Here is a 17,342-nt window from a genome sequence, read left to right as displayed (position 1 = left end):
AGGTTGGCCGGATCGCTGCGTTCCAAGGGAAATCAGGCTGAAGTCACGGGTATGGCCCACTCGGTGACGAGGTCTCTGATATTGGGACGATGTCCAGGCTCCTCGGCCCCCACACGGCCCCCTCCCCACCTGCCGGCACCGTCAGGTCTTCGAGGTCGATGCCGGGGTGAAGGCCAAACTGAGCGAAGCCCGCGGCATCTGTGCCGATCTCTGAGTACCGGAGCGGCTGCCCGCGACCGTGGTCACAGCGCCCTGGCCGGCCAGTCGAGCAGGCGGGCGCCGATGACCGCGGTCTGCAGCATGTAGCGCTGTTCGGGCTCCGTGGGGTCGACGCCCGTCAGCGTGTGGACGCGTTCCAGGCGGTAGGTCAGCGCCCGGACGCTCAGTGAGAGTCTGCGGGCGGTCTCGGCGGCGACGCAGCCGGCGTCGAAGTACTCGGTGAGCGTGTCGAGGAGTGGCCGCGCGCCGCCGCGGGCCTGCTCCAGCGGGCTGAGCGTCTCGCGCACGAGGTCGACCAGGGCGGGCCGGTCGCGGGCGAGGACCGGGAAGACCAGCAGGTCGGCGGCGCGCAGGAGCGGGTCGTCGAAGCCCATCCGGTGGGCGACGTCCAAGGCGTTGAGCGCCTCCTGGTAGCTGTGCCCGATGCCCACCGCGCCGGAGCGGGCGCGGCCGAGGGCCACCTGGCCGCCCTCGGTCGCGGCGTGGGCCTGTTTGGCGAAGCGGGTCAGCACGTCCCCCTGGTCGCCGGGGGCGATGCAGACCATCCGGCCGTCCTTGGTGGTGAGCAGGAGACGCCGGCTCTCGAAGTGGCTGAACAGGGCGTCCTGCACCTGGCGGGGGACGGAGTCGGTCTCGTCGTAGGGGGCCGGCCCCTCCGCCACGGCGACGGCGTGATCGCGGGACAGGCGCAGTCCGAACCGTTCGGCCCGCGCGGCGAGATGACCGGAGTCGCCACGCCCGTGGAGCAGGTCGTCGATGAACTCCCGCCGGGCCGCCTCCTCCTGGCGGATGACCAGCCGCTGGGCGCTCTCGTAGCCTTCGGCGAAGGCGTCCAGTGCCTGTTCGACGACGGACAGCACATGGTCGGGCGACGCCGCGGCGGGCCACGCGCCGCGGCTGGCGGCGAGGTGTTCCCGGACGAGGACCCGCCAGCCGAGGCCGGAGGCCGCGGCACGTGCGCCCAGTTCGCGGCGGGTGGCGCGTTCCTCGCGGGTGAGACGGCGGCCGGTGGCGGCTGCGTCGGACAGGACCTGTACGAAGCCGTCGAGGAACGCCGCGGGCGGGTCTTGCACGGTCACATGCCTCTCCTGGCGGTAGCGGGAGTCGCGGCGGATTCCCGGCACAGGTCCGCAGGAAGGCCGTGAGATCTCGGCGAGCGGGAACGTGCCCGTTGAAGCAGTGAGGCTCGCTAAGTAAGTTTAACGTACGAATCGATCGGGCCCTGGTGGGTGAGCGGCAGCTCGGCCAGGGCCTGCCAGCCCGTGGGTGTCAGGGCGACCACGTGCAAGGCGTCGATCCCGGTGACGATCGGGAGGCGGGCCGCCGTGCGGGCGGCGATGCCGGCGGCGGCCTCGGTTTCCGCGTCCAGGGCCACGGTGACGTGCACCGGCGGATCGGGACCGAACCGGCCGCCGTAGGGAGCCGGTGCCGGAAAGGCCGCGCGGACCGCGGTGGCCACGCCACGCAACTCGGGGACCGGGATCCCGACGAAACCACCGGACCGTTCGACGGCGGCCAGCCTGATCGGGATCCGGCCGGCCGGCAGCACGGCCCGCAGTCGGCGCAGCTCCGGTTCCCCCACCTCGTCGGCTGCCAGCCACGGGTAGAGCAGCGCGGCATGCGCGGGTACCCCCGGGCGCACCGCCCTCGGGTCCACGCGGGCCGCGGACTCGAGCAGCGGTTCGGCGTCCGGCAGCACGGCCAGCACCGCCGTCGTCCCCACCTGGGCCATTCCCCGTACCTTCCTCCGCGACGGACTCGCTCCGGCGACTCGCTCGTTCGGCAACGGAACCACTCCGGCAACGTAGTCACTCCGGCAACGGTTTCACAGTCGCCGGACGCGCAGCACGCCCGTCAGCATGGGCAGGGTGAACTCGCCGCTTGCGGTCTCCGCCGCGCCGGCCAGAAACGCGCGGATCCGGTCCAGCGTGGCCGTTCGTTCCGATTCCGGCATGACCAGCATCCCCGCGCGTGTGGCGAGGGTCGCGACGAGGGAGTCGGCGGTGCGGCGCTGCCCGTGCGGGAACTCGGCCTGCTCCGGGGAGCCGAACCGGGCGGCGGCCGGCGTCTCCGGCAGGTGCAAGCCGGCCGTCTCGGCCCGCCAGGCGGCGGGCGTGTCGCGCGGGCCGACGGCCGCGCCGCCGCCGACCCGGGCGAGTTCGGCAACCCAGTCGGCCCGGTCGTCGAGGAGGTTCCAGAGTCCGGCCAGGATGCCGTCGGGCGCGAGGACCCTCGCGATCTCGGGTCCCGCGACGGCCATGTCGAACCAGTGCATGGCGTTGCCGGCCAGCACGGCGTCGACGGAGGCGTCCGGCAGCGGGATCGCCTCGGCGCTCCCCCGCAGGACACGCACGTCGGGCAGCGAGCGGCGCAGCTCGCCGAGCATCGCCGGATCGGGCTCGACCGCGACGACCTCGGCACCGAGGGCGACGAGCGTGGCGGTCAGCTTGCCGGTCCCGGCGCCGAGGTCGAGCACGCGGGGGCCGGGGGCGGGTGCCAGTGCCCAGCCCACCGCGGCCCGCGCGTAGTCCGGACGGTGTTCGGCGTACTCGACCGCCGCCGCGCCGAACGACGAGGCGTGAACGGGTCGTTCGTCGTCATCCACACCGTGACGCTACTCGGACCGCCGCCCGGCCCGCCAGACGGTCCCCTTCACCTTTTGCGGGCCGCCGTCACCGCTCACGGACCGCCTTCACCGTTTGCGGGCCATCCCGGCGGCGATGAGGCGCTCCCACACGGTGAGTTCCCGCTCGGCCGCCCCGGAGCGCCACAGGGACGCCGGGACTATCCCGGGTTCGAGGATCTCCAAGCCGTCCAGCAGGGACTCGATCTCGTCGTCGGTCCGCCACCTGCCGCGGCCGAACGTCCCCTGGAGGACCTTCTCCGCCTCCGCGGTCTCCGGGCCGTTCCCGGATCGGAAGTGGCTGACGAAGAAGTGGCTCCCCGTGGGCACTTGGTCCTGCCAGTAGCGCACGATGCCGGCGGGGTCCTCCTCGTCGTTGACGTGGTGGAGGATGGCGCTGAACATGACGGCGACGGGCCGGTCGAAGTCGATCAGTTCCACGATGTCCGGATGACTCCGCACCGCTTCGGGGTCGCGCACGTCGACCGGGACCACCCGGGTCAGGTCGTTCTCCTCCAGCAACGCCCGCCCGTGGACCAGCACCTGGGGGTCGGTGTCCACGTACACCACCCGGGCCCGCGGATCCTGTCGCTGCGCGACCTGATGGACGTTGTCCGCGGTGGGCAGGCCGCTGCCCAGGTCGATGAACTGCCGCACGTCCGTGGTCGCGACGATCTCCCCCACCGCCCGGACCAAGGCGGCCCGGTTGGCGAAAGCGATCGCCACCGAACCGGGAAGGTCACGCTTGAACACGTCGCCGATCTCCCGGTCCACGGCGTAGTTGTCCTTGCCGCCGAGCAGGTAGTCGTAGACGCGGGCGATACTGGGCCTGGTGCTGTCGATGGAGGAAATCTCTCCCGTCATGGCCCCCATCCTCTCCCCAACAGAGCCCGGCGGCCACCACTTTGCTCCAGCACCCGGACGGTGCGACCCTCCCCGTCGCCCCCGTCGCGTCGGGTCTCAGGCCCCCGGCTCGTCCACCCGCCGCGTCGGGTCCACGTCGGTGTGGAGCAGGTAGTGGTCCGAGTACTCGCTCCGCTGCACCCGGTGCCGCAGCGGAGCGAGGCCGCGCAGGAAGACATAGTCGAACTTGCTCTGCCATTCGGTGGTGGGGGCGCAGCCCGCGTCCGGTGCCGGACGGCACGCGGGGTCCGTGTCCGTGGCCAGAGCCCACATCCGGCTGAGTTCGGGCGCGTCCGGTACGGCGTTGAAGTCGCCGAGGACGATGGCGCGGTCGTGCCGGGCGACCGCCTTCGCCAGCACCCGGGTCTGGCCGTCGCGGAACTCCTCCTGACGGCGCTGGGCGAGGTGGGTGTTGAAGACCCGGACGGACCGGCCGCCGACGGTGGTGGTGACCGCCATGTACCCGCGCTCCTCGGATCCGCCCTCGGGATACTCCACCTCGACTCGGTCCGTCATCGGCGCCGCCGACAGGAGCGCCTGGCCGAAGCCGCCCGGGTTCCACGGCGCTCCCCCGCAGCGGCTCCAGTTCTGCAGGACCGAGCCGTACGCGACGTGGTAGCGCAGGCCGTAGAAGACCTCCAGGTAGTCCCGGATCTTCTCGACGTCACGTGCGCACGCTTCCTGCATGCCGACGACCTGGGGGGCGTACGTCGCTATCTCCGCCGCGCGGTCGACGTTGCTCGCGTCGCAGGGGTTGCAGAGGTTCCACGTCATGACCCGGTTCGGCACGACGTCCGTGACGGCGTCGACGGGCAGTGCCCTGGTGAAGGGAGCCCCACCGTCCGGCGCACTCGGGCCCAGGAGCAGCAGACACGCCCCGGCCACGGCGCATACGAGCCATCGCGAGCCGCCCTTCCTGAGCACCAGCGCCTCCTACCCGTGGACCCACGCCGCAACTGACGTCTCCTTGGGAGAGGTTATGTCACGCGCCGCCCGGCGAGACATCCTCGGCCGTGGTCCCGCCGGTCACCGGCCGGGGCATCGCCAGGTGGGCGAGGTCCCCCGGCGGGGGCGTGCTCACCGGCCACAGGGGCGCGGGGGTGCCGTCGGCGACGGCCGCGGGGGCGTCGGTCAGCCGCATGCGTTCGCGCAGCCGTCCGTAGAAGTCCATGGGCCCGAGCCGCACGGCCCGCAGCCGGCGGGGCGCGGCGTAGACGCCGAGCCAGTCCCCCGGGTCGAGGACGCCGCGCAGTTGTCCGTCGATGCTCACGGCGGCCTGTCCGGACCGTTCGAGGATGCGCAGCCCCACGGGTTCGTCGGGGGCGGTGACCACCGAGCGGTCGAAGGTCATGTGCGGGGCCACCGCGGTGAAGACCAGCGCCTCGGCCCGGGGGGAGACCACCGGGCCGCCCGCCGCGAAGCTGTAGGCGGTGGAGCCCGTCGGGGTGGCGACCAGCAGGGCGTCGGCGGAGTACGAGGCCAGGAGGCGGCCGGAGACGTAGACGCCGACGGAGATCTGCCGGTCCCGGGACAGCTTCTCCAGTACGACGTCGTTGAGGGCGGTGACGTGCAGCGCGATGCCCCACTCGTCACCGCGCTCGCAGTCCGTGCGCACGCGCGGCGGCGGCAGCAACGGGCCCCGCCCGTACCGCAGCAGGGCCTCCATCTCCGACGGGATCTCCAGCAGACGGGAGGCCCTGAGGGTGAGCAGCATGCGGTTCTCCGGGTCCACACGACCGTCCCGGACGGCGTCGAGGGCGGAGCGTACCGCCGGTGCGGGGACCTCGGTCAGGAACCCGACCCGGCCCAGGTCCACGCCCAGGATCAGCGCGTCGTTCTCGGCCGCCAGCCGGGCACCGCGCAGGAAGGTGCCGTCGCCGCCCAGGGTGACGACGAGGTCCGGGTCGCCGGCCGCCTCGACCTCCTCCCGGGAGCTGTGCCGGCCTTCGCCGCTCCAGACGTCGATGTCGGCACATCCGACCGCGTTCTCGTGGCACCACTGCCGGACGTCCCGCGCCGCCGCCACCGCGCCCTCGCGGCCGCCGTGCACCACGAGTCCGACCCGCTCGACCGTCACCGCTGCCTCCCTGCGCGTTCGTCCGGGTTCGCCAAGACGTGCTCTGCGGGAATCCTCGCCGACCGTCGGGGCGGGCCGGGCCGCGACATGCCGACAGGTCGGAAGGCCGCGTGCTCCGGGTGGCTTCAGGCGTTCCGGCGGGCCGTCACAGTCCGCGCCAGATGTTGTCGAAGGCGGCGTCCTCGATGCTGCGGCGTTGCCTGATGGCGGCCAGTTCCACCACGGCGTCGTTCACCGCGGCGAGCACGGCGGCGATCCGGTCGTCCTCGGGATCGTCGACCCGGTCGGCCGACTCGTGGTGGATTCCGACCGCCGCCGCGAGGCCCACCAGCAGGGGCTCGCCGGAGGCCCAGCGGTCGGTGGCCCGCCGATGTGTCTCCGGATCGGCGGGCGCCGGCCGGTCGGTGTCGCGCCGCCCCATCCAGCGCGGGCGCTTGCGGCGGTTGTCGTCCACCCCTTCGGCGGCGAGGTACTCGGCCGCCAGTCCCCGCCCCCGTCGCCACAGCCACTCCTCCACCGACTCGTCCGGTTCCTTCCCGACCTCGGACGCCGCCGCGTCCAGCAGGGGGTCGCCGGACCCCGGCCGCTCCACCGGACGGAGAACGGACCCATCCAGGGACACCGCGCCGGTCTCCAGCAGGTCGGCCAGTTCGGCTCCGGCGAGGGCCAGCGAGAGATCGCCGCGCTCGACGGGATACTCGGTGCGCGCCTCCAGGGAGACGATCGTCAGGTCGTGCGCTGTGGTCATGGCGTGGGCTCCACATCTGTCACGAGTGCCGGGATACGCGGCAGTGATCAGTTCAGCCTACCCACGGGCACGGGCCGGGTTCCGGCGCCCGCCCGGGCATGTCAGTGGCTGGTGGCAGCATCGGGATCATGACAGACACGAAGGCCTTCGACTGGCGGCGTTTCCTCCTCATGTGGAGTGCGGAGTGGGCGGACGGCCTGGCGGACGATCAGGGGCGTGGAGAGGACGACCAGGAGGCCCGGCGGGCGCGCTGGCTGGGGTCCCCGCCCGCGTCCGAGGATCGCGTCACGGCCGCGGAGAAGCGCCTCGGCCGGCGGATGCCCCCGTCGTACCGGGAGTTCCTGAAGGCCAGCGACGGGTGGCGGCACGCCGGCGGATTCGTGTGGCGACTGGCGGGGACCGCGGAGGCGCGCTGGCACGACGACGAGTCCGGACTCGCGGTCATGTTCGAGGAGTACCTGGACGAGAACTCGGAGTACGAGGAGTGGCGCGAGGCCGGCCTGTGGCGGCGCGGGCTTCAACTCGACGTGGAGTCCGACGCCATGTACGTCCTCATGGATCCCGAGGACGTGGACGACGACGGCGAGTGGGCGGTGTACACCTGGGCGGGCTGGCGGGCGGCGCCACCGGTGCGGCACGCCAGCTTCCTGGAGTTCATGCGGGACATGCACCGCGAGTTCCACAGCCTGCGCGCTCTCCCGAGGGACGGGGCCCCGGCGTTCGTCAACGACACGACACGCGGGCTGGACGCCCAGGTGGAGGGGGCCCGAACGGCGGCACTGCGCGGCGACTGGGAGGGGGCCGGGCGGGCACTGGAGGAGGCCAAGGGATACGGCAGGCCGCGGGCGGGCGGGCTGGGCGACCAGATACGGCGCCTGCTGGGAGACACCTCGATGGTGTACTTCGAGGACCTGGTGACGGACTCGCGGTACGCGCCCGACCTGCTGCCGCCGTTGGTCGCCGAGTTCGCGGAGCACTCGTACCGGGACGACTCCACGCTGGGGTTCCATCTGCGGGGCGCCGACGAAGAGTTGGTGGCGTGGGCGCACGCGACTCTGGAGCGAGTGAGGGACCGCACGTACCGGTACGCGCCCGCGGGACCCTTCGGCGAGCAGGTCGAGCGGGCCCGGGAACTGGCGCGGTGGGGCGACACCGACGGGGCGTGGCGGACGCTGAGGAGCGCGCTGCCGTTACTCAGAGCCTCAGCGACTCTCAGCATTCCGGGCATTTCAGCCCGGAAGGTCCGTCACATCACCAAAGCGTGAGGGCTTCGGCTTGAGTACGGTCTCTCGTTTCCTGCTGCCGCTGGTGCGGCAGGGTTGCGCCACCTGCCCGCCCCGCACTCGTCTTGCGACGGGTGCGGGTGGCGCGGGTCTTACGGTCGGCTCCACGAGGCTTCGACGCCGCCGGGGCGGTGTCCTGGTCTCCGGCCACTCCGGTACCAGTGGTGCAGGCCGCCGCGAGCGCGGCGAGGTTGAGTGCGGCGTTGTCGTCCCGGTCGATGACCAGGCCGCAGGCGTCGCATTCGTAGGTCCGGACGTGCAGCGGCAGCTTGGCTTTCACCGCGCCGCACCCGGAACAGGTCTTCGAGGAGGGGTACCAGCGGTTCGCGGCCACGAGGCGGGTGGCGTGGCGCTGGCGCGTCTTGTAGTCGAGCAGGCGGCGGATCTCGCCGAACCCGGCGTCGGCGATCCTGCGTGCGAGGCGCCGGTTCTTCAGCATGCCGGCGACGTTGAGGTCCTCGACCACGACCGTGCCGTACTCGGCGGCCACGCTGGTGGTGAGTTTGTGCAGGGCGTCCTCGCGGAGGTTCGCCACCCGGTGATGCATCTTGTTCCGCTGGGCGTTGGCCTTCTCCCACCGCTTCGACGGCTTGCGCCCGGTCCTGCGGTCGGGGCCTTGACGGCGGGACACGGTCCGGGACGCGCGGCGCAGCTGCTTGCGCGCGGCGTCGTAGTGTCCGGGATTGGGCACGGTCCGGATCTCACCGGTCGAGTCAGCCATGACGGCGAGGGTCTTCACGCCGAGGTCGATACCGACCGCCGTGTCCGGGCGCGCCACGCGTTCGAGGTCGCGCTTGACCTCGGCCTGGAAGGAGACGAACCAGCGCCCGCGTTCGTGGCGGACGGTCGCGGACAGGACCCGCGCCGTCCCGGCCTCGACGTGGGCCAGGAGCTTCACCGTGGGTTCGTGGGTGCGGATCGTTCCGAGGCGGGGCAGGGTGACGTGCCGGCCGTCGGTGTCCACGCGGATCGTGCCCGTGGTGAACCGGCAGGCCAGACGCGCCTTCCGCTTCGACTTGAACCGGGGCGTGCCCACCCGCTTGCCACGCCGCTTGCCCTGTTTGGACTTCGCGTAGTTGTCGAACGCGGCCGACGCGTTCGCGAGGCCGGTGGAGTACGCCTCCTTGGAGTTCTCCTCCCACCAGGCGGCGAACCTCGGGTCGGTCGTCTTGGCCTGGTTGAACGCCTTGCGCAGGGCGGGCAGCGACCACGGCCGCCACTCGGTCAGCTCCGCCTCGGTGATCCCGTACGACTCCTCCGCGCGGCGCTGCCACCACGACGCCTCGACCCAGCCGACAGCCCAGTTGTAGGCGGCACGCGCGGCACCGCAGTGCGAGCGCAGCGCGTGCTCCTGGGAGGCGTTCGGGTCCAGAGCGAACCGGAATGCCTGCACCACGAAACCGGGCTGGGGTCGGAACTTCTTCATTCGGCGGCCTCACCGGTCGCCACGGCCACCGCGCGGGCGGCCCGATTCTTCGCCGCCCGCCGCCCGTACAGGCGCGCGCACATCGAGGTGAGCACCTCGGTGATGTCCCGTACGAGGTCGTCGACGGTCTCGGTGGGGTCGAGGACGACCAGGCGCCGCCCGGACGCCGACAGCACCGCTTCGAGGTGCTCGACGCCGAACCGGGCCAGCCGGTCGCGGTGCTCAACCACGATCACCGCTGCCTGCGGGTCGGACAACAAGCGGTGCAGTTTGCGGCGCCGCCCGTTCAGCCCCGAACCGACCTCGGTCACCACTTCCCCGACCGGAAGGCCCAGCCCCGTGGCCGCCTGGACCACGCGGGCCACCTGCCGGTCAAGGTCCGCTTTCTGGTCCGCCGAGGAGACCCGGCAGTACGCCACGACCCGTCCGGACGCCTCCGGGGTGGGCTCGTCGACCAACCATGTACCGGATGGCGTCTGGCGGACCGGGACCGGCATACGGCCCTCTTTCGCCCACGCCCACGCGGTCTGATAGTGCACGCCATTGCGTGCCGCCCACTCGGAAAGCTTCACGCGATCAAGATAGCAGCTGAGAAAGGCTGAGATTCGCTGATGGATCACGCAACAGGTGTTAGCCCCTGTGGGAGCCGCTGGGGCCGGATCATCTCGCGCCACTGGGATGGATCGCCGACCCGCTCCTCGGGCCGCTGTTGACGCCGGAGCGGGGCCGGGAGCTGCTGTCCACGCCGCGGGGCGGGCAGCCCGGTGACGCACCGCGGCCGACGGCCGATCTGGATCCGGCCGGCCTGGCCTGGCTGGCGGAGTCGAGTGCGGGAGGCGGGCGCGCCTCCTACCGGTTCGTCCTGGTGGAGGGTGTGGAGCCGGAGGAGCTGCCGGGACGTCTCTCGGACGAGGGCGGCGCCGTGCTGGGCGAACCTCTGACCGGGTGGGAGGCGCGCGGCAGGTCTCGAGGAGAGGGCGGGAAGTTCCCGCCCTACGAGGACAGGGCGGTCATGGTGGTCGGCCGGGCCGGGGACGGTTGGAGTTTCGCCTTCGACCACGACCCCGCGCCGTTCTCGCCGCAGTACTTCGTCTCCCCCGCCGTGGCTGCCAGTGCGGGCACGCGCGCCGTCGTGGTGTGGTGCGGCCTGCGGGGTGGGCACGGGGAATCGTTCTTCCACGTGTCGGTGGCCCAGGACGGTGCCGAGCAGTACTCGCTCACGTACGCGGAGGGGCAGGTCCGGTCCGACGGAGAGCTTCCGTGTGCGCTGGACCCGAGCGGGCTCCTGGACGGCCCGGAACCCCGTCCCGAGGCGGAACGGCTGCTGCTGGAAGCGGTGGCGCAGGAGTTCGGCGCGCGTCTGCCGCGCCGGGCGATCGACGGCGGACGGCTGCACACGTTCACCACGCGCTCGTGGACGCGAGCGCCCCGGGACGGGGAGACGTACCTGGTCGTCGAGGTCTGCATGGGACGCGAGCCACGCGGAGAACGGGAAGCCCCCGGACGGTGAGGAGATCACCGTTCTCACCAACCGAACCCTGATCCGTCCGTGTGAGTGGAGCAGAGGCGGGGCGTGCGGATGGGTGCTTCGCGCGCTCTGCGCTTCATCAGCGATGTTTGTGCCTCGTGGGGTGAAGACCGCCCCCCTTCGCGCCTACCGGCAGGCCGGCCGGCGCTGGTTGTCTTGCTGAAGCGCACGGTCCACTTGTGCATCACGGGTCGTTCCGCTCACTACCGCCCGCCCTTCCTGGAGGGAAATTGTCCGCTCAGGACAGCGCCACAGGTCTGGTCACCCCGGAGCACCGTGCCGCGGCGTCCGCCGAGAACCCGCCCACCAGCCTCGGCACCCGTGCCGCGCGCCAACTGGCGACCACCACCAAGTCCGAGCCCCAGATGCGGGGCATCTCCTCCCGGTGGCTGATCAGGAAACTGCCGTGGGTGGACGTCAGGGGTGGGGCCTACCGGGTCAACCGCCGCCTGCAGTTACGGGTCGGGCGGGGGCGGGTCCAGTTCGAGCAGAACGGCGCCGACGACGTCCGGGTGATTCCGCGGACCCTCACCGAGCTGCCCGTGCTGCGGGGCTACGCGGACCAGGAGGTCCTGACGGAGCTGGCCGGCCGCTTCGCGGTCCGCGAGGTGCGGGCGGGTGAAGTGCTGTGCGAGGCCCGCCGTCCGGTCACCGAGATCTACCTGGTCGTCCACGGCCGCTTCACCCGGCTCGCCGTGGGGCAGTACGGCGGGGAGGCGGTGGTCGGGGTCGTCGGCGACGGCGAACCGGTGGGGGACGAGGCGATCGGCCGGCCCGACCCGCTGTGGCCGGCGTCGGTGCGTGCCCAGACGGCGGCCGTGGTGCTGGCGCTGCCGCGGGACGCGCTGCGCGAGTTCACCGACCGGGCGCCCTCTCTGGCCGCGCACCTGGCGGCGTACGCGGAGCGGCAGCGGCTGCCGGCGAACAGCGGGGGCGAGGCGGACATGCCGGTCCAGGCCGGTCACAGCGGTGAGCCCACGCTGTCCGGGGGCTTCGTCGACTACGACCTCGCCCCGCGCGAGTACGAGCTGTCCCTCACCCAGACGGTGCTCCGCGTGCACACCCGGGTCGCCGACCTCTTCGGCGACCCCATGGACCAGACACGGCAGCAGCTGCGGCTGACCATCCAGGAGATCCGCGAGCGCCAGGAGTGGGAGCTGGTGAACAACCGGGACTTCGGGCTGCTGCACAACGTCGACCACGGACAGCGGATCGGCACGTACTCGGGACCGCCCACACCCGACGACATGGACGAACTCCTCTCCATGCGCCGCGGGACGGGACTGTTCCTCGCCCATCCGAAGGCGATCGCCGCGTTCTTCCGGCAGTGCAACCGGCGTGGTCTCGTCCCGGGCTCCGCGACGGTGAACGGGCATCACGTCCCCGCCTGGCGGGGCGTTCCGATCTTCCCGTGCGGCAAGATCCCCGTCTCCCGTTCGCACACCACCAGCATCCTCGCGCTGCGCACCGGCGAGGCCGACCAGGGCGTCGTCGGCCTCTACCAGACCGGCATCCCCGAGGAGTACGAACCCGGGCTGAACGTCCGGTACATGGGCGTCAACCGGAACGCCGTCACCAACTATCTCGTGACCGCCTACTACTCGCTGGCCATCCTCGTACCCGACGCGGCCGGCCTTCTGGAGAACGTCCAACTCGGCCGGGTTGCCGACTGACCAGTTGGAGCACACGACCATGAGCACCTCCGCGAACGGCACGGCCGCGTTCTCACTGCCCGGCCCGCCGAACCCCGCCCGGTCCATGCGGGCCCGGCGCGAGAAGACCATCCCCGGCCTGAAGCACCGTCCCGTCGCACCCGCCGACCCGGACAAGGCCGCCGAGATCGACGAGAGACTGGAGGCCTGGGCGCGCGCGCTCGACCTGTTCCCGCCGGAGTGGAGCGGGGACTTCTCACAGTTCCAGTTCGGCCGTGCCGTGGCGCTGCAGCACCCCGAGGCGGCCGACATGGAACGGCTCACCGTCGCCGGCAAGCTGCTGCTGGCGGAGAACATCGTCGACAGCTGCTACTGCGAGGAGGACGAGGGCCGGGGCGGCGCGCGACGCGGCCTCGGCGGCCGGCTGATCGTCGCCCAGTCCGCCCTCGACCCCTTCCACTCCACGCCCGAAGCCGAGGGCGACTGGCGCCAGGGCGTCCAGGCCGACGGTCCGCTGCGGTCGTACCACTGGGCCCTCAAGGACTACGCGGCGCTCGCCACGCCCAGCCAGACGACCAGGCTCGTGCACGACCTCGCGCGGCTCCACCTGGGGTACCTGGCGGAAGCCTCCTGGTCCGAGACGCGTCACCGGCCGCCCGTCTGGGAGTACCTGGTGATGCGGCAGTTCAACAACTTCCGGCCCTGTCTGTCCATCGTCGACACGGTGGACGGTTACGAACTGCCCGAAGCCGTCTACGCCCGCCCCGAGGTACAGCGGATCACCGTCCTCGCCTGCAACGCCACCACCATCGTCAACGACCTGTACTCGTTCACCAAGGAACTGGCGAGCGACCCGGAGCACCTCAACCTGCCCCAGGTGGTCGCCGCCAACGACCGGTGCGGTCTGAAGGCCGCCTATCTCCGCAGCGTCGACATCCACAACCAGATCATGGAAGCGTTCGAAACGGAGTCCGCCCTGCTGTCCACCACCTCGCCCCTCGTCGAGCGATACGCCCGCGGCCTGGCCGACTGGGTGTCGGGCAACCACGAGTGGCACGCGAGCAACAGCGACCGCTACAGCCTGCCCGACTACTGGTGACCGACGCCCGGCACCGAGAGCACACGGCACGACGGAACACGCACCACAGCACCAGGGAGCCATAGTTGACCACCGCCCAGACCCCCGCCAAGGCCGCGCCGGTACCCACCCAGTCCACGTACCAGAACCGTGTCGCGGACTACTGGAACGCCGAAGAGAACCCGGTCAACCTCGAACTCGGCCGAGTCGACGACCTGTACCACCACCACTACGGCATCGGGGACGCCGACACGTCGGTGCTGAACGAGCCGGACGCGGACCGGCGCCGGGAGCGGATCACACACGAACTGCACCGGCTGGAGCACGCCCAGGCAGAGTTCCTCGCCTCCCACCTCGGCGACCTCTCCCCGGGCGACCGGGTCTTCGACGCCGGATGCGGACGCGGCGGCGGCAGCGTGACGGCCCATCTGCGGCACGGCTGCCACGCCGACGGGGTCACCATCTCGGCCAAGCAGGCGGAATTCGCCAACGAGCAGGCACGCAAGCGCGGCATCGACGGCAAGGTGCGCTACCACCACCGCAACATGCTCGACACCGGCCTCACCACCGGCGCCTACGCGGCCTCCTGGAACAACGAGTCCACGATGTACGTCGAGCTGGACCTGCTCTTCGCCGAACACGCCCGCCTGCTGCGCCGCGGCGGCCGGTACGTGGTGATCACCGGCTGCTACAACGACACCTACGGACAGGCCTCCCGTGAGGTGTCCCTCATCAACGCCCACTACATCTGCGACATCCACCCGCGCTCGGCGTACTTCCGTGCGATGGCCCGCAACCGGCTGGTCCCCGTCCATGTCCAGGACCTGACCGCGGCCACGATCCCCTACTGGGAGCTGCGTCGCGAGGCCGACCACCTCGTCACGGGCATCGAGGACACCTTCCTCAACGCCTACCGCAACGGCAGCTTCCAGTACCTGCTGATCGCGGCCGACCGGATCTGACCCGCTCCGCTCAGACGATCACGACCCGACGGCCGCGCGTGTGACCCGCGCGGCTGTCGGCGTGTGCCGCCGCGGCCTCGGCGAGCGTGTAGGACTTCTCGACGGGGATGTGGAGCCTCCCGCGTGAGATGAGGTCGGCGGCCTCGGCCAGCGCGTCCGGCACGCTCCCGGCGACGCCGGAGAAGCGGACGCCGAGTTGCGGGGCGTCGAGGTCGGCGATGGAGATCACCTTCCGCGGGTCGCCGGTCAGCTCGACCAGTTCGCGGATGACGCCCGAGCCGGCCAGGTCGAGCGCCCCGTCGACCCGCCCGAGCCGCCGCACCCGCTCGACCCAGCCCTCGCCGTACGTGGTGGCCAGGGCGCCCAGGCCACGCAGATAGTCCTGGTTCGCGGCACCGGCCGTGCCGATCACCGTGATGCCCCGTTCGCGGGCGATCTGCAGCACCGCCGAACCGACTCCGCCGGAGGCGCCGCTGACCAGCAGCGTCTGCCCGGCGCGCAGACCGATCTCGCGGATGAGGCGCAGCGCGGTCTCCACCACGGAGGGATAGCCGGCGGCCTCCTCGAAGGTCAGCCCCTCGGGCATCCGGGCCCAGGCGGACAGTACGGCGAACTCGGCGTAGGTGCTCGCCCCTTCCCCGAAGACGTGGTCGCCGACCGCGACCCCTTCGACGCCCTCGCCGACCTCGTCCACCACCCCGGAGGCGTCCATCCCCACTCCGGAGGGCAACTCGATCGGATGGGCCTTGAGGATCTGGCCTTCGCGGATCCTCCAGTCGACGGGGTTCACACCCGCCGCCCGTACCGCGATGCGGACCTGACCGGGGCCCGCGTGGGGCTCCTCGGCGTCTATGAGGCGCAGTACTTCCGGGCCGCCGAACTCGGCGAAGCTCACTTTCTTCATGCCGGGGACCGTAGCACTAACGGTTAGTTTTTAACAACGGTTACACCTTTGCAGCTGGTAGCGTGAGCGCATGCCGCAACCGACCGGGCGCCGCGAGCGCAAGAAGGCCGCGACCCGCCAGAAGATCGCCGACACCGCCATGGGGCTCTTCCTGGAACGCGGGTACGACAAGGTCGGCATCCGCGACGTGGCCGCCGAGGCCGACGTGGCGGTCACGACGCTCTTCTCGCACTTCGCCTCGAAGGAGGCCCTGGTCTTCGAGCAGGACGAGGACTTCGAGGCACGGCTCACGCACGCGGTCGGCGGCCGGGCGCCGGACGAGCCGCTGATGCCGGCGCTGCGGGACGAGATCCTTGCCCTGGTGCGCCACTGCACGGCGGACGAGGCCGCACCGGTCTGGCGCATGATCGACGGATCGCCGGCCCTGCGGAAGTACGAGGAGTCGATGCGGCTGCGTCACGCGGAGTCGCTGGCGGCGGCCATCGCCGCCGACCCCTCGCTGTCCCGGACCACGACGGCCTGCCGGACGATCGCGCGGTTCGTGATCGACGCCTATGCACTGGCCCGCGAGGCGGCCGATCCGGAGGCCGCCGTGGACGAGATCTTCCGGATGATCGAGGCGGCCTGGGCGGTCGCCTGACCTTCACACCTCGTTGCGGGCGCGGTTCAGCCGGAGCGCGGAGACGAGGAAGAACACGCCGCCGAGGAAGGCGTACCCGGCGAGACTCGTCAGCGAGGCGTCGTCGCCGCCCGCCTGCGCGAAGAACGAGGCGCCGGCGAGCGTGGAGATGGCGCCGCTGATGATCATGGCCCACTGACCGCCCAGCTTCCGGCGGGTGGCGCCCGCGACGAGCTGGACGATGCCCGAGGTGATCGCCCACACACCCCAGACGCGCAGCACGGCCGGAACACCCGAGGTGGCCGCCACGGCGAGCCCGACGACGGCCAGCGAGCTGATCGCGATGTTCACGTGGAGCGCGGGCGCGCCACGGCCGTCGGCCCGGGCGGACCGGATGTCGACGATCGCGGCCACCACGTCGAACAGGGGATAGACCAGCAGGAGGGTCACGGCGACCGGTCCCAGCGTGCCGCCGGCCGCGAAGAGCAGCGCGGCCCACACCGCGGCGAACGCGAAGCGCAGGAAGTACAGCTTGCGCAGGGCCACGGGGGCGGGGGCGGCGGACGTGGTGCTGACAAGGGTGTCCACGGAGGTACCTTTCGCTTGCGACCATGAGGGAGAACGTTCGTTCTCCCTTGAGATACAAGAGGGTCGACGCGGCCCTTGTCAAGACCGAACGTTCTACCTCATGGATTTGGTACCTTGGGCCGCATGAGTAGGAGCCCAGAAGGCGGCAGCACGTCGGAAGCGCGGGAGCGGCTGCTCGGTACCGCGACCCGGATCTTCTACGCGGAGGGGATCCACTCCGTCGGCATCGACCGGATCACCGCCGAGGCGAAGGTGACCCGGGCGACGCTGTACCGGCACTTCTCGGGCAAGGAGGACCTCGTCCTCGCGTACCTCGACCTGGCCGACCGGGGCATCCGGGGGCAGGTCGCCGAAGCCCGTGCGGGCGCCCGGTCCCCGGCCGACGAGGTCCGGGCCGTCGCCAGGTCCATCACGGAGGGCATCCGCTCCCCCGGCTTCCGCGGCTGCGCCTTCCTCAACGCGGTGGCCGAGTACCCGGACCCCGACCACCCGATCCACCAGGCCGTCCTGGCCCACCGGGCGTGGTTCCTGGACACCGTCAGGGAGCTGCTGGCACGGACCGGCGACGCGCCCGCCGAGGCGGACGGGCGGCACCTCGTCATGCTCCGGGACGGCGCCATGGCGGCGGGGTGCCTCTTCGACCCCGAGCTGGTGTCGGAGACCTTCCTCCAGGGCGTCGAGGGGATTCTGCGGGCGCGCACCGGCGCTTGAGGCGCCGGACGCCCGGCGGCA

16 protein-coding genes and 2 pseudogenes are annotated in these 17,342 nt (G+C 71.8%); 7 read left to right on the top strand and 11 right to left on the bottom strand.

Going from position 1 to position 17,342, the window contains the following annotated elements; all coding sequences use genetic code 11:
- Positions 1–242: 242 nt before the first annotated feature.
- The 7 genes from ACGF3J_RS31230 to ACGF3J_RS31200 all read right to left on the bottom strand — a co-directional run bounded on the left by ACGF3J_RS31230 (position 243) and on the right by ACGF3J_RS31200 (position 6,570).
- Positions 243–1,298: a PucR family transcriptional regulator gene (locus tag ACGF3J_RS31230; protein WP_393855270.1), complete on the bottom strand. Its 1,056-nt coding sequence runs from the start codon at positions 1,296–1,298 to the stop codon at positions 243–245.
- Positions 1,299–1,408: 110 nt separating this feature from the next.
- Positions 1,409–1,951, bottom strand: coding sequence for a 2'-5' RNA ligase family protein (locus tag ACGF3J_RS31225; protein WP_202558886.1), 543 nt, complete (start codon positions 1,949–1,951; stop codon positions 1,409–1,411).
- A 93-nt stretch (positions 1,952–2,044) separates the two neighbouring features.
- Entirely contained in the window at positions 2,045–2,824 is a 780-nt protein-coding gene (locus ACGF3J_RS31220) for a class I SAM-dependent methyltransferase (protein ID WP_393855269.1), read from the bottom strand.
- 87 nt (positions 2,825–2,911) lie between these two features.
- Complete coding sequence (locus tag ACGF3J_RS31215) at positions 2,912–3,706, bottom strand: SAM-dependent methyltransferase (RefSeq protein WP_161329421.1); 795 nt, start codon at positions 3,704–3,706, stop codon at positions 2,912–2,914.
- A gap of 96 nt (positions 3,707–3,802) precedes the next feature.
- The gene (locus ACGF3J_RS31210) at positions 3,803–4,669 is read right to left on the bottom strand and encodes an endonuclease/exonuclease/phosphatase family protein (RefSeq protein ID WP_393855268.1); all 867 of its coding nucleotides are present in this window, start codon (positions 4,667–4,669) and stop codon (positions 3,803–3,805) included.
- 58 nt (positions 4,670–4,727) lie between these two features.
- Entirely contained in the window at positions 4,728–5,822 is a 1,095-nt protein-coding gene (locus ACGF3J_RS31205) for an NAD(+)/NADH kinase (protein ID WP_393855267.1), read from the bottom strand.
- A gap of 145 nt (positions 5,823–5,967) precedes the next feature.
- Positions 5,968–6,570, bottom strand: coding sequence for a GPP34 family phosphoprotein (locus ACGF3J_RS31200; protein WP_393855266.1), 603 nt, complete (start codon positions 6,568–6,570; stop codon positions 5,968–5,970).
- 128 nt (positions 6,571–6,698) lie between these two features.
- Between ACGF3J_RS31200 and ACGF3J_RS31195 the strand changes: the two are divergent.
- A pseudogene (locus tag ACGF3J_RS31195) lies at positions 6,699–7,763 on the top strand (SMI1/KNR4 family protein); the annotation flags it as partial.
- Positions 7,764–7,821: 58 nt separating this feature from the next.
- Here the strand turns inward: ACGF3J_RS31195 and tnpB are convergent.
- Together tnpB and ACGF3J_RS31185 are read right to left on the bottom strand one after the other, a co-directional pair.
- On the bottom strand, positions 7,822–9,279 hold the full coding sequence (gene tnpB / locus ACGF3J_RS31190) for an IS607 family element RNA-guided endonuclease TnpB (RefSeq protein ID WP_393855265.1): 1,458 nt from the start codon (positions 9,277–9,279) through the stop codon (positions 7,822–7,824).
- Positions 9,276–9,851: an IS607 family transposase gene (locus ACGF3J_RS31185; protein ID WP_234955848.1), complete on the bottom strand. Its 576-nt coding sequence runs from the start codon at positions 9,849–9,851 to the stop codon at positions 9,276–9,278. The genes tnpB and ACGF3J_RS31185 overlap by 4 nt, the downstream gene beginning before the upstream one ends.
- Positions 9,852–9,913: 62 nt before the next feature.
- On the opposite strand from ACGF3J_RS31185, the pseudogene ACGF3J_RS31180 reads away from it, so the two are divergent.
- The 4 genes and pseudogenes from ACGF3J_RS31180 to ACGF3J_RS31165 form a co-directional block, all read left to right on the top strand.
- A pseudogene (locus tag ACGF3J_RS31180) lies at positions 9,914–10,789 on the top strand (SMI1/KNR4 family protein); the annotation flags it as partial.
- Positions 10,790–11,037: 248 nt separating this feature from the next.
- Positions 11,038–12,480: a family 2B encapsulin nanocompartment shell protein gene (locus ACGF3J_RS31175; RefSeq protein ID WP_393855264.1), complete on the top strand. Its 1,443-nt coding sequence runs from the start codon at positions 11,038–11,040 to the stop codon at positions 12,478–12,480.
- Between the two features lie 19 nt (positions 12,481–12,499).
- On the top strand, positions 12,500–13,558 hold the full coding sequence (locus ACGF3J_RS31170) for a family 2 encapsulin nanocompartment cargo protein terpene cyclase (protein WP_161332255.1): 1,059 nt from the start codon (positions 12,500–12,502) through the stop codon (positions 13,556–13,558).
- A 65-nt stretch (positions 13,559–13,623) separates the two neighbouring features.
- A complete protein-coding gene (locus tag ACGF3J_RS31165) occupies positions 13,624–14,499 on the top strand; it encodes a geranyl diphosphate 2-C-methyltransferase (protein WP_161332256.1) in 876 nt (291 codons plus the stop codon).
- A gap of 10 nt (positions 14,500–14,509) precedes the next feature.
- Here ACGF3J_RS31165 and ACGF3J_RS31160 read toward each other — a convergent pair whose 3' ends face one another.
- Positions 14,510–15,403 carry an NADP-dependent oxidoreductase gene (locus tag ACGF3J_RS31160; RefSeq protein ID WP_393855263.1) on the bottom strand — a complete coding sequence of 298 codons (894 nt, stop codon included), beginning with the start codon at positions 15,401–15,403 and terminating at the stop codon, positions 14,510–14,512.
- A 70-nt stretch (positions 15,404–15,473) separates the two neighbouring features.
- On the opposite strand from ACGF3J_RS31160, the gene ACGF3J_RS31155 reads away from it, so the two are divergent.
- Positions 15,474–16,043 (top strand): TetR/AcrR family transcriptional regulator, encoded by a 570-nt coding sequence (locus ACGF3J_RS31155; protein WP_393855262.1) that lies wholly within the window; start codon positions 15,474–15,476, stop codon positions 16,041–16,043.
- A 3-nt stretch (positions 16,044–16,046) separates the two neighbouring features.
- Here the strand turns inward: ACGF3J_RS31155 and ACGF3J_RS31150 are convergent, their stop codons facing one another.
- Entirely contained in the window at positions 16,047–16,610 is a 564-nt protein-coding gene (locus ACGF3J_RS31150; RefSeq protein WP_393855261.1) for a hypothetical protein, read from the bottom strand.
- 123 nt (positions 16,611–16,733) lie between these two features.
- On the opposite strand from ACGF3J_RS31150, the gene ACGF3J_RS31145 reads away from it, so the two are divergent.
- Positions 16,734–17,321 (top strand): TetR/AcrR family transcriptional regulator, encoded by a 588-nt coding sequence (locus ACGF3J_RS31145; RefSeq protein WP_393855260.1) that lies wholly within the window; start codon positions 16,734–16,736, stop codon positions 17,319–17,321.
- Positions 17,322–17,342 lie beyond the last annotated feature (21 nt).

The organism is Streptomyces sp. NPDC048171 (assembly GCF_043202655.1).
Classification (GTDB): Bacteria; Actinomycetota; Actinomycetes; order Streptomycetales; family Streptomycetaceae; genus Streptomyces.
The sequence above is the reverse complement of the archived record's forward strand: the minus strand, read 5'-3'. Positions and strand labels throughout refer to the sequence as shown.

Coding starts and splice junctions, on each gene's coding strand:
- ACGF3J_RS31215 (WP_161329421.1), bottom strand. CDS start 3,706: ATGACGGGAGAGATTTCCTCCATCGACAGCACCAGGCCCAGTATCGCC.
- ACGF3J_RS31160 (WP_393855263.1), bottom strand. CDS start 15,403: ATGAAGAAAGTGAGCTTCGCCGAGTTCGGCGGCCCGGAAGTACTGCGC.
- ACGF3J_RS31145 (WP_393855260.1), top strand. CDS start 16,734: ATGAGTAGGAGCCCAGAAGGCGGCAGCACGTCGGAAGCGCGGGAGCGG.
- tnpB (WP_393855265.1), bottom strand. CDS start 9,279: ATGAAGAAGTTCCGACCCCAGCCCGGTTTCGTGGTGCAGGCATTCCGG.
- ACGF3J_RS31155 (WP_393855262.1), top strand. CDS start 15,474: ATGCCGCAACCGACCGGGCGCCGCGAGCGCAAGAAGGCCGCGACCCGC.
- ACGF3J_RS31170 (WP_161332255.1), top strand. CDS start 12,500: ATGAGCACCTCCGCGAACGGCACGGCCGCGTTCTCACTGCCCGGCCCG.
- ACGF3J_RS31225 (WP_202558886.1), bottom strand. CDS start 1,951: ATGGCCCAGGTGGGGACGACGGCGGTGCTGGCCGTGCTGCCGGACGCC.
- ACGF3J_RS31200 (WP_393855266.1), bottom strand. CDS start 6,570: ATGACCACAGCGCACGACCTGACGATCGTCTCCCTGGAGGCGCGCACC.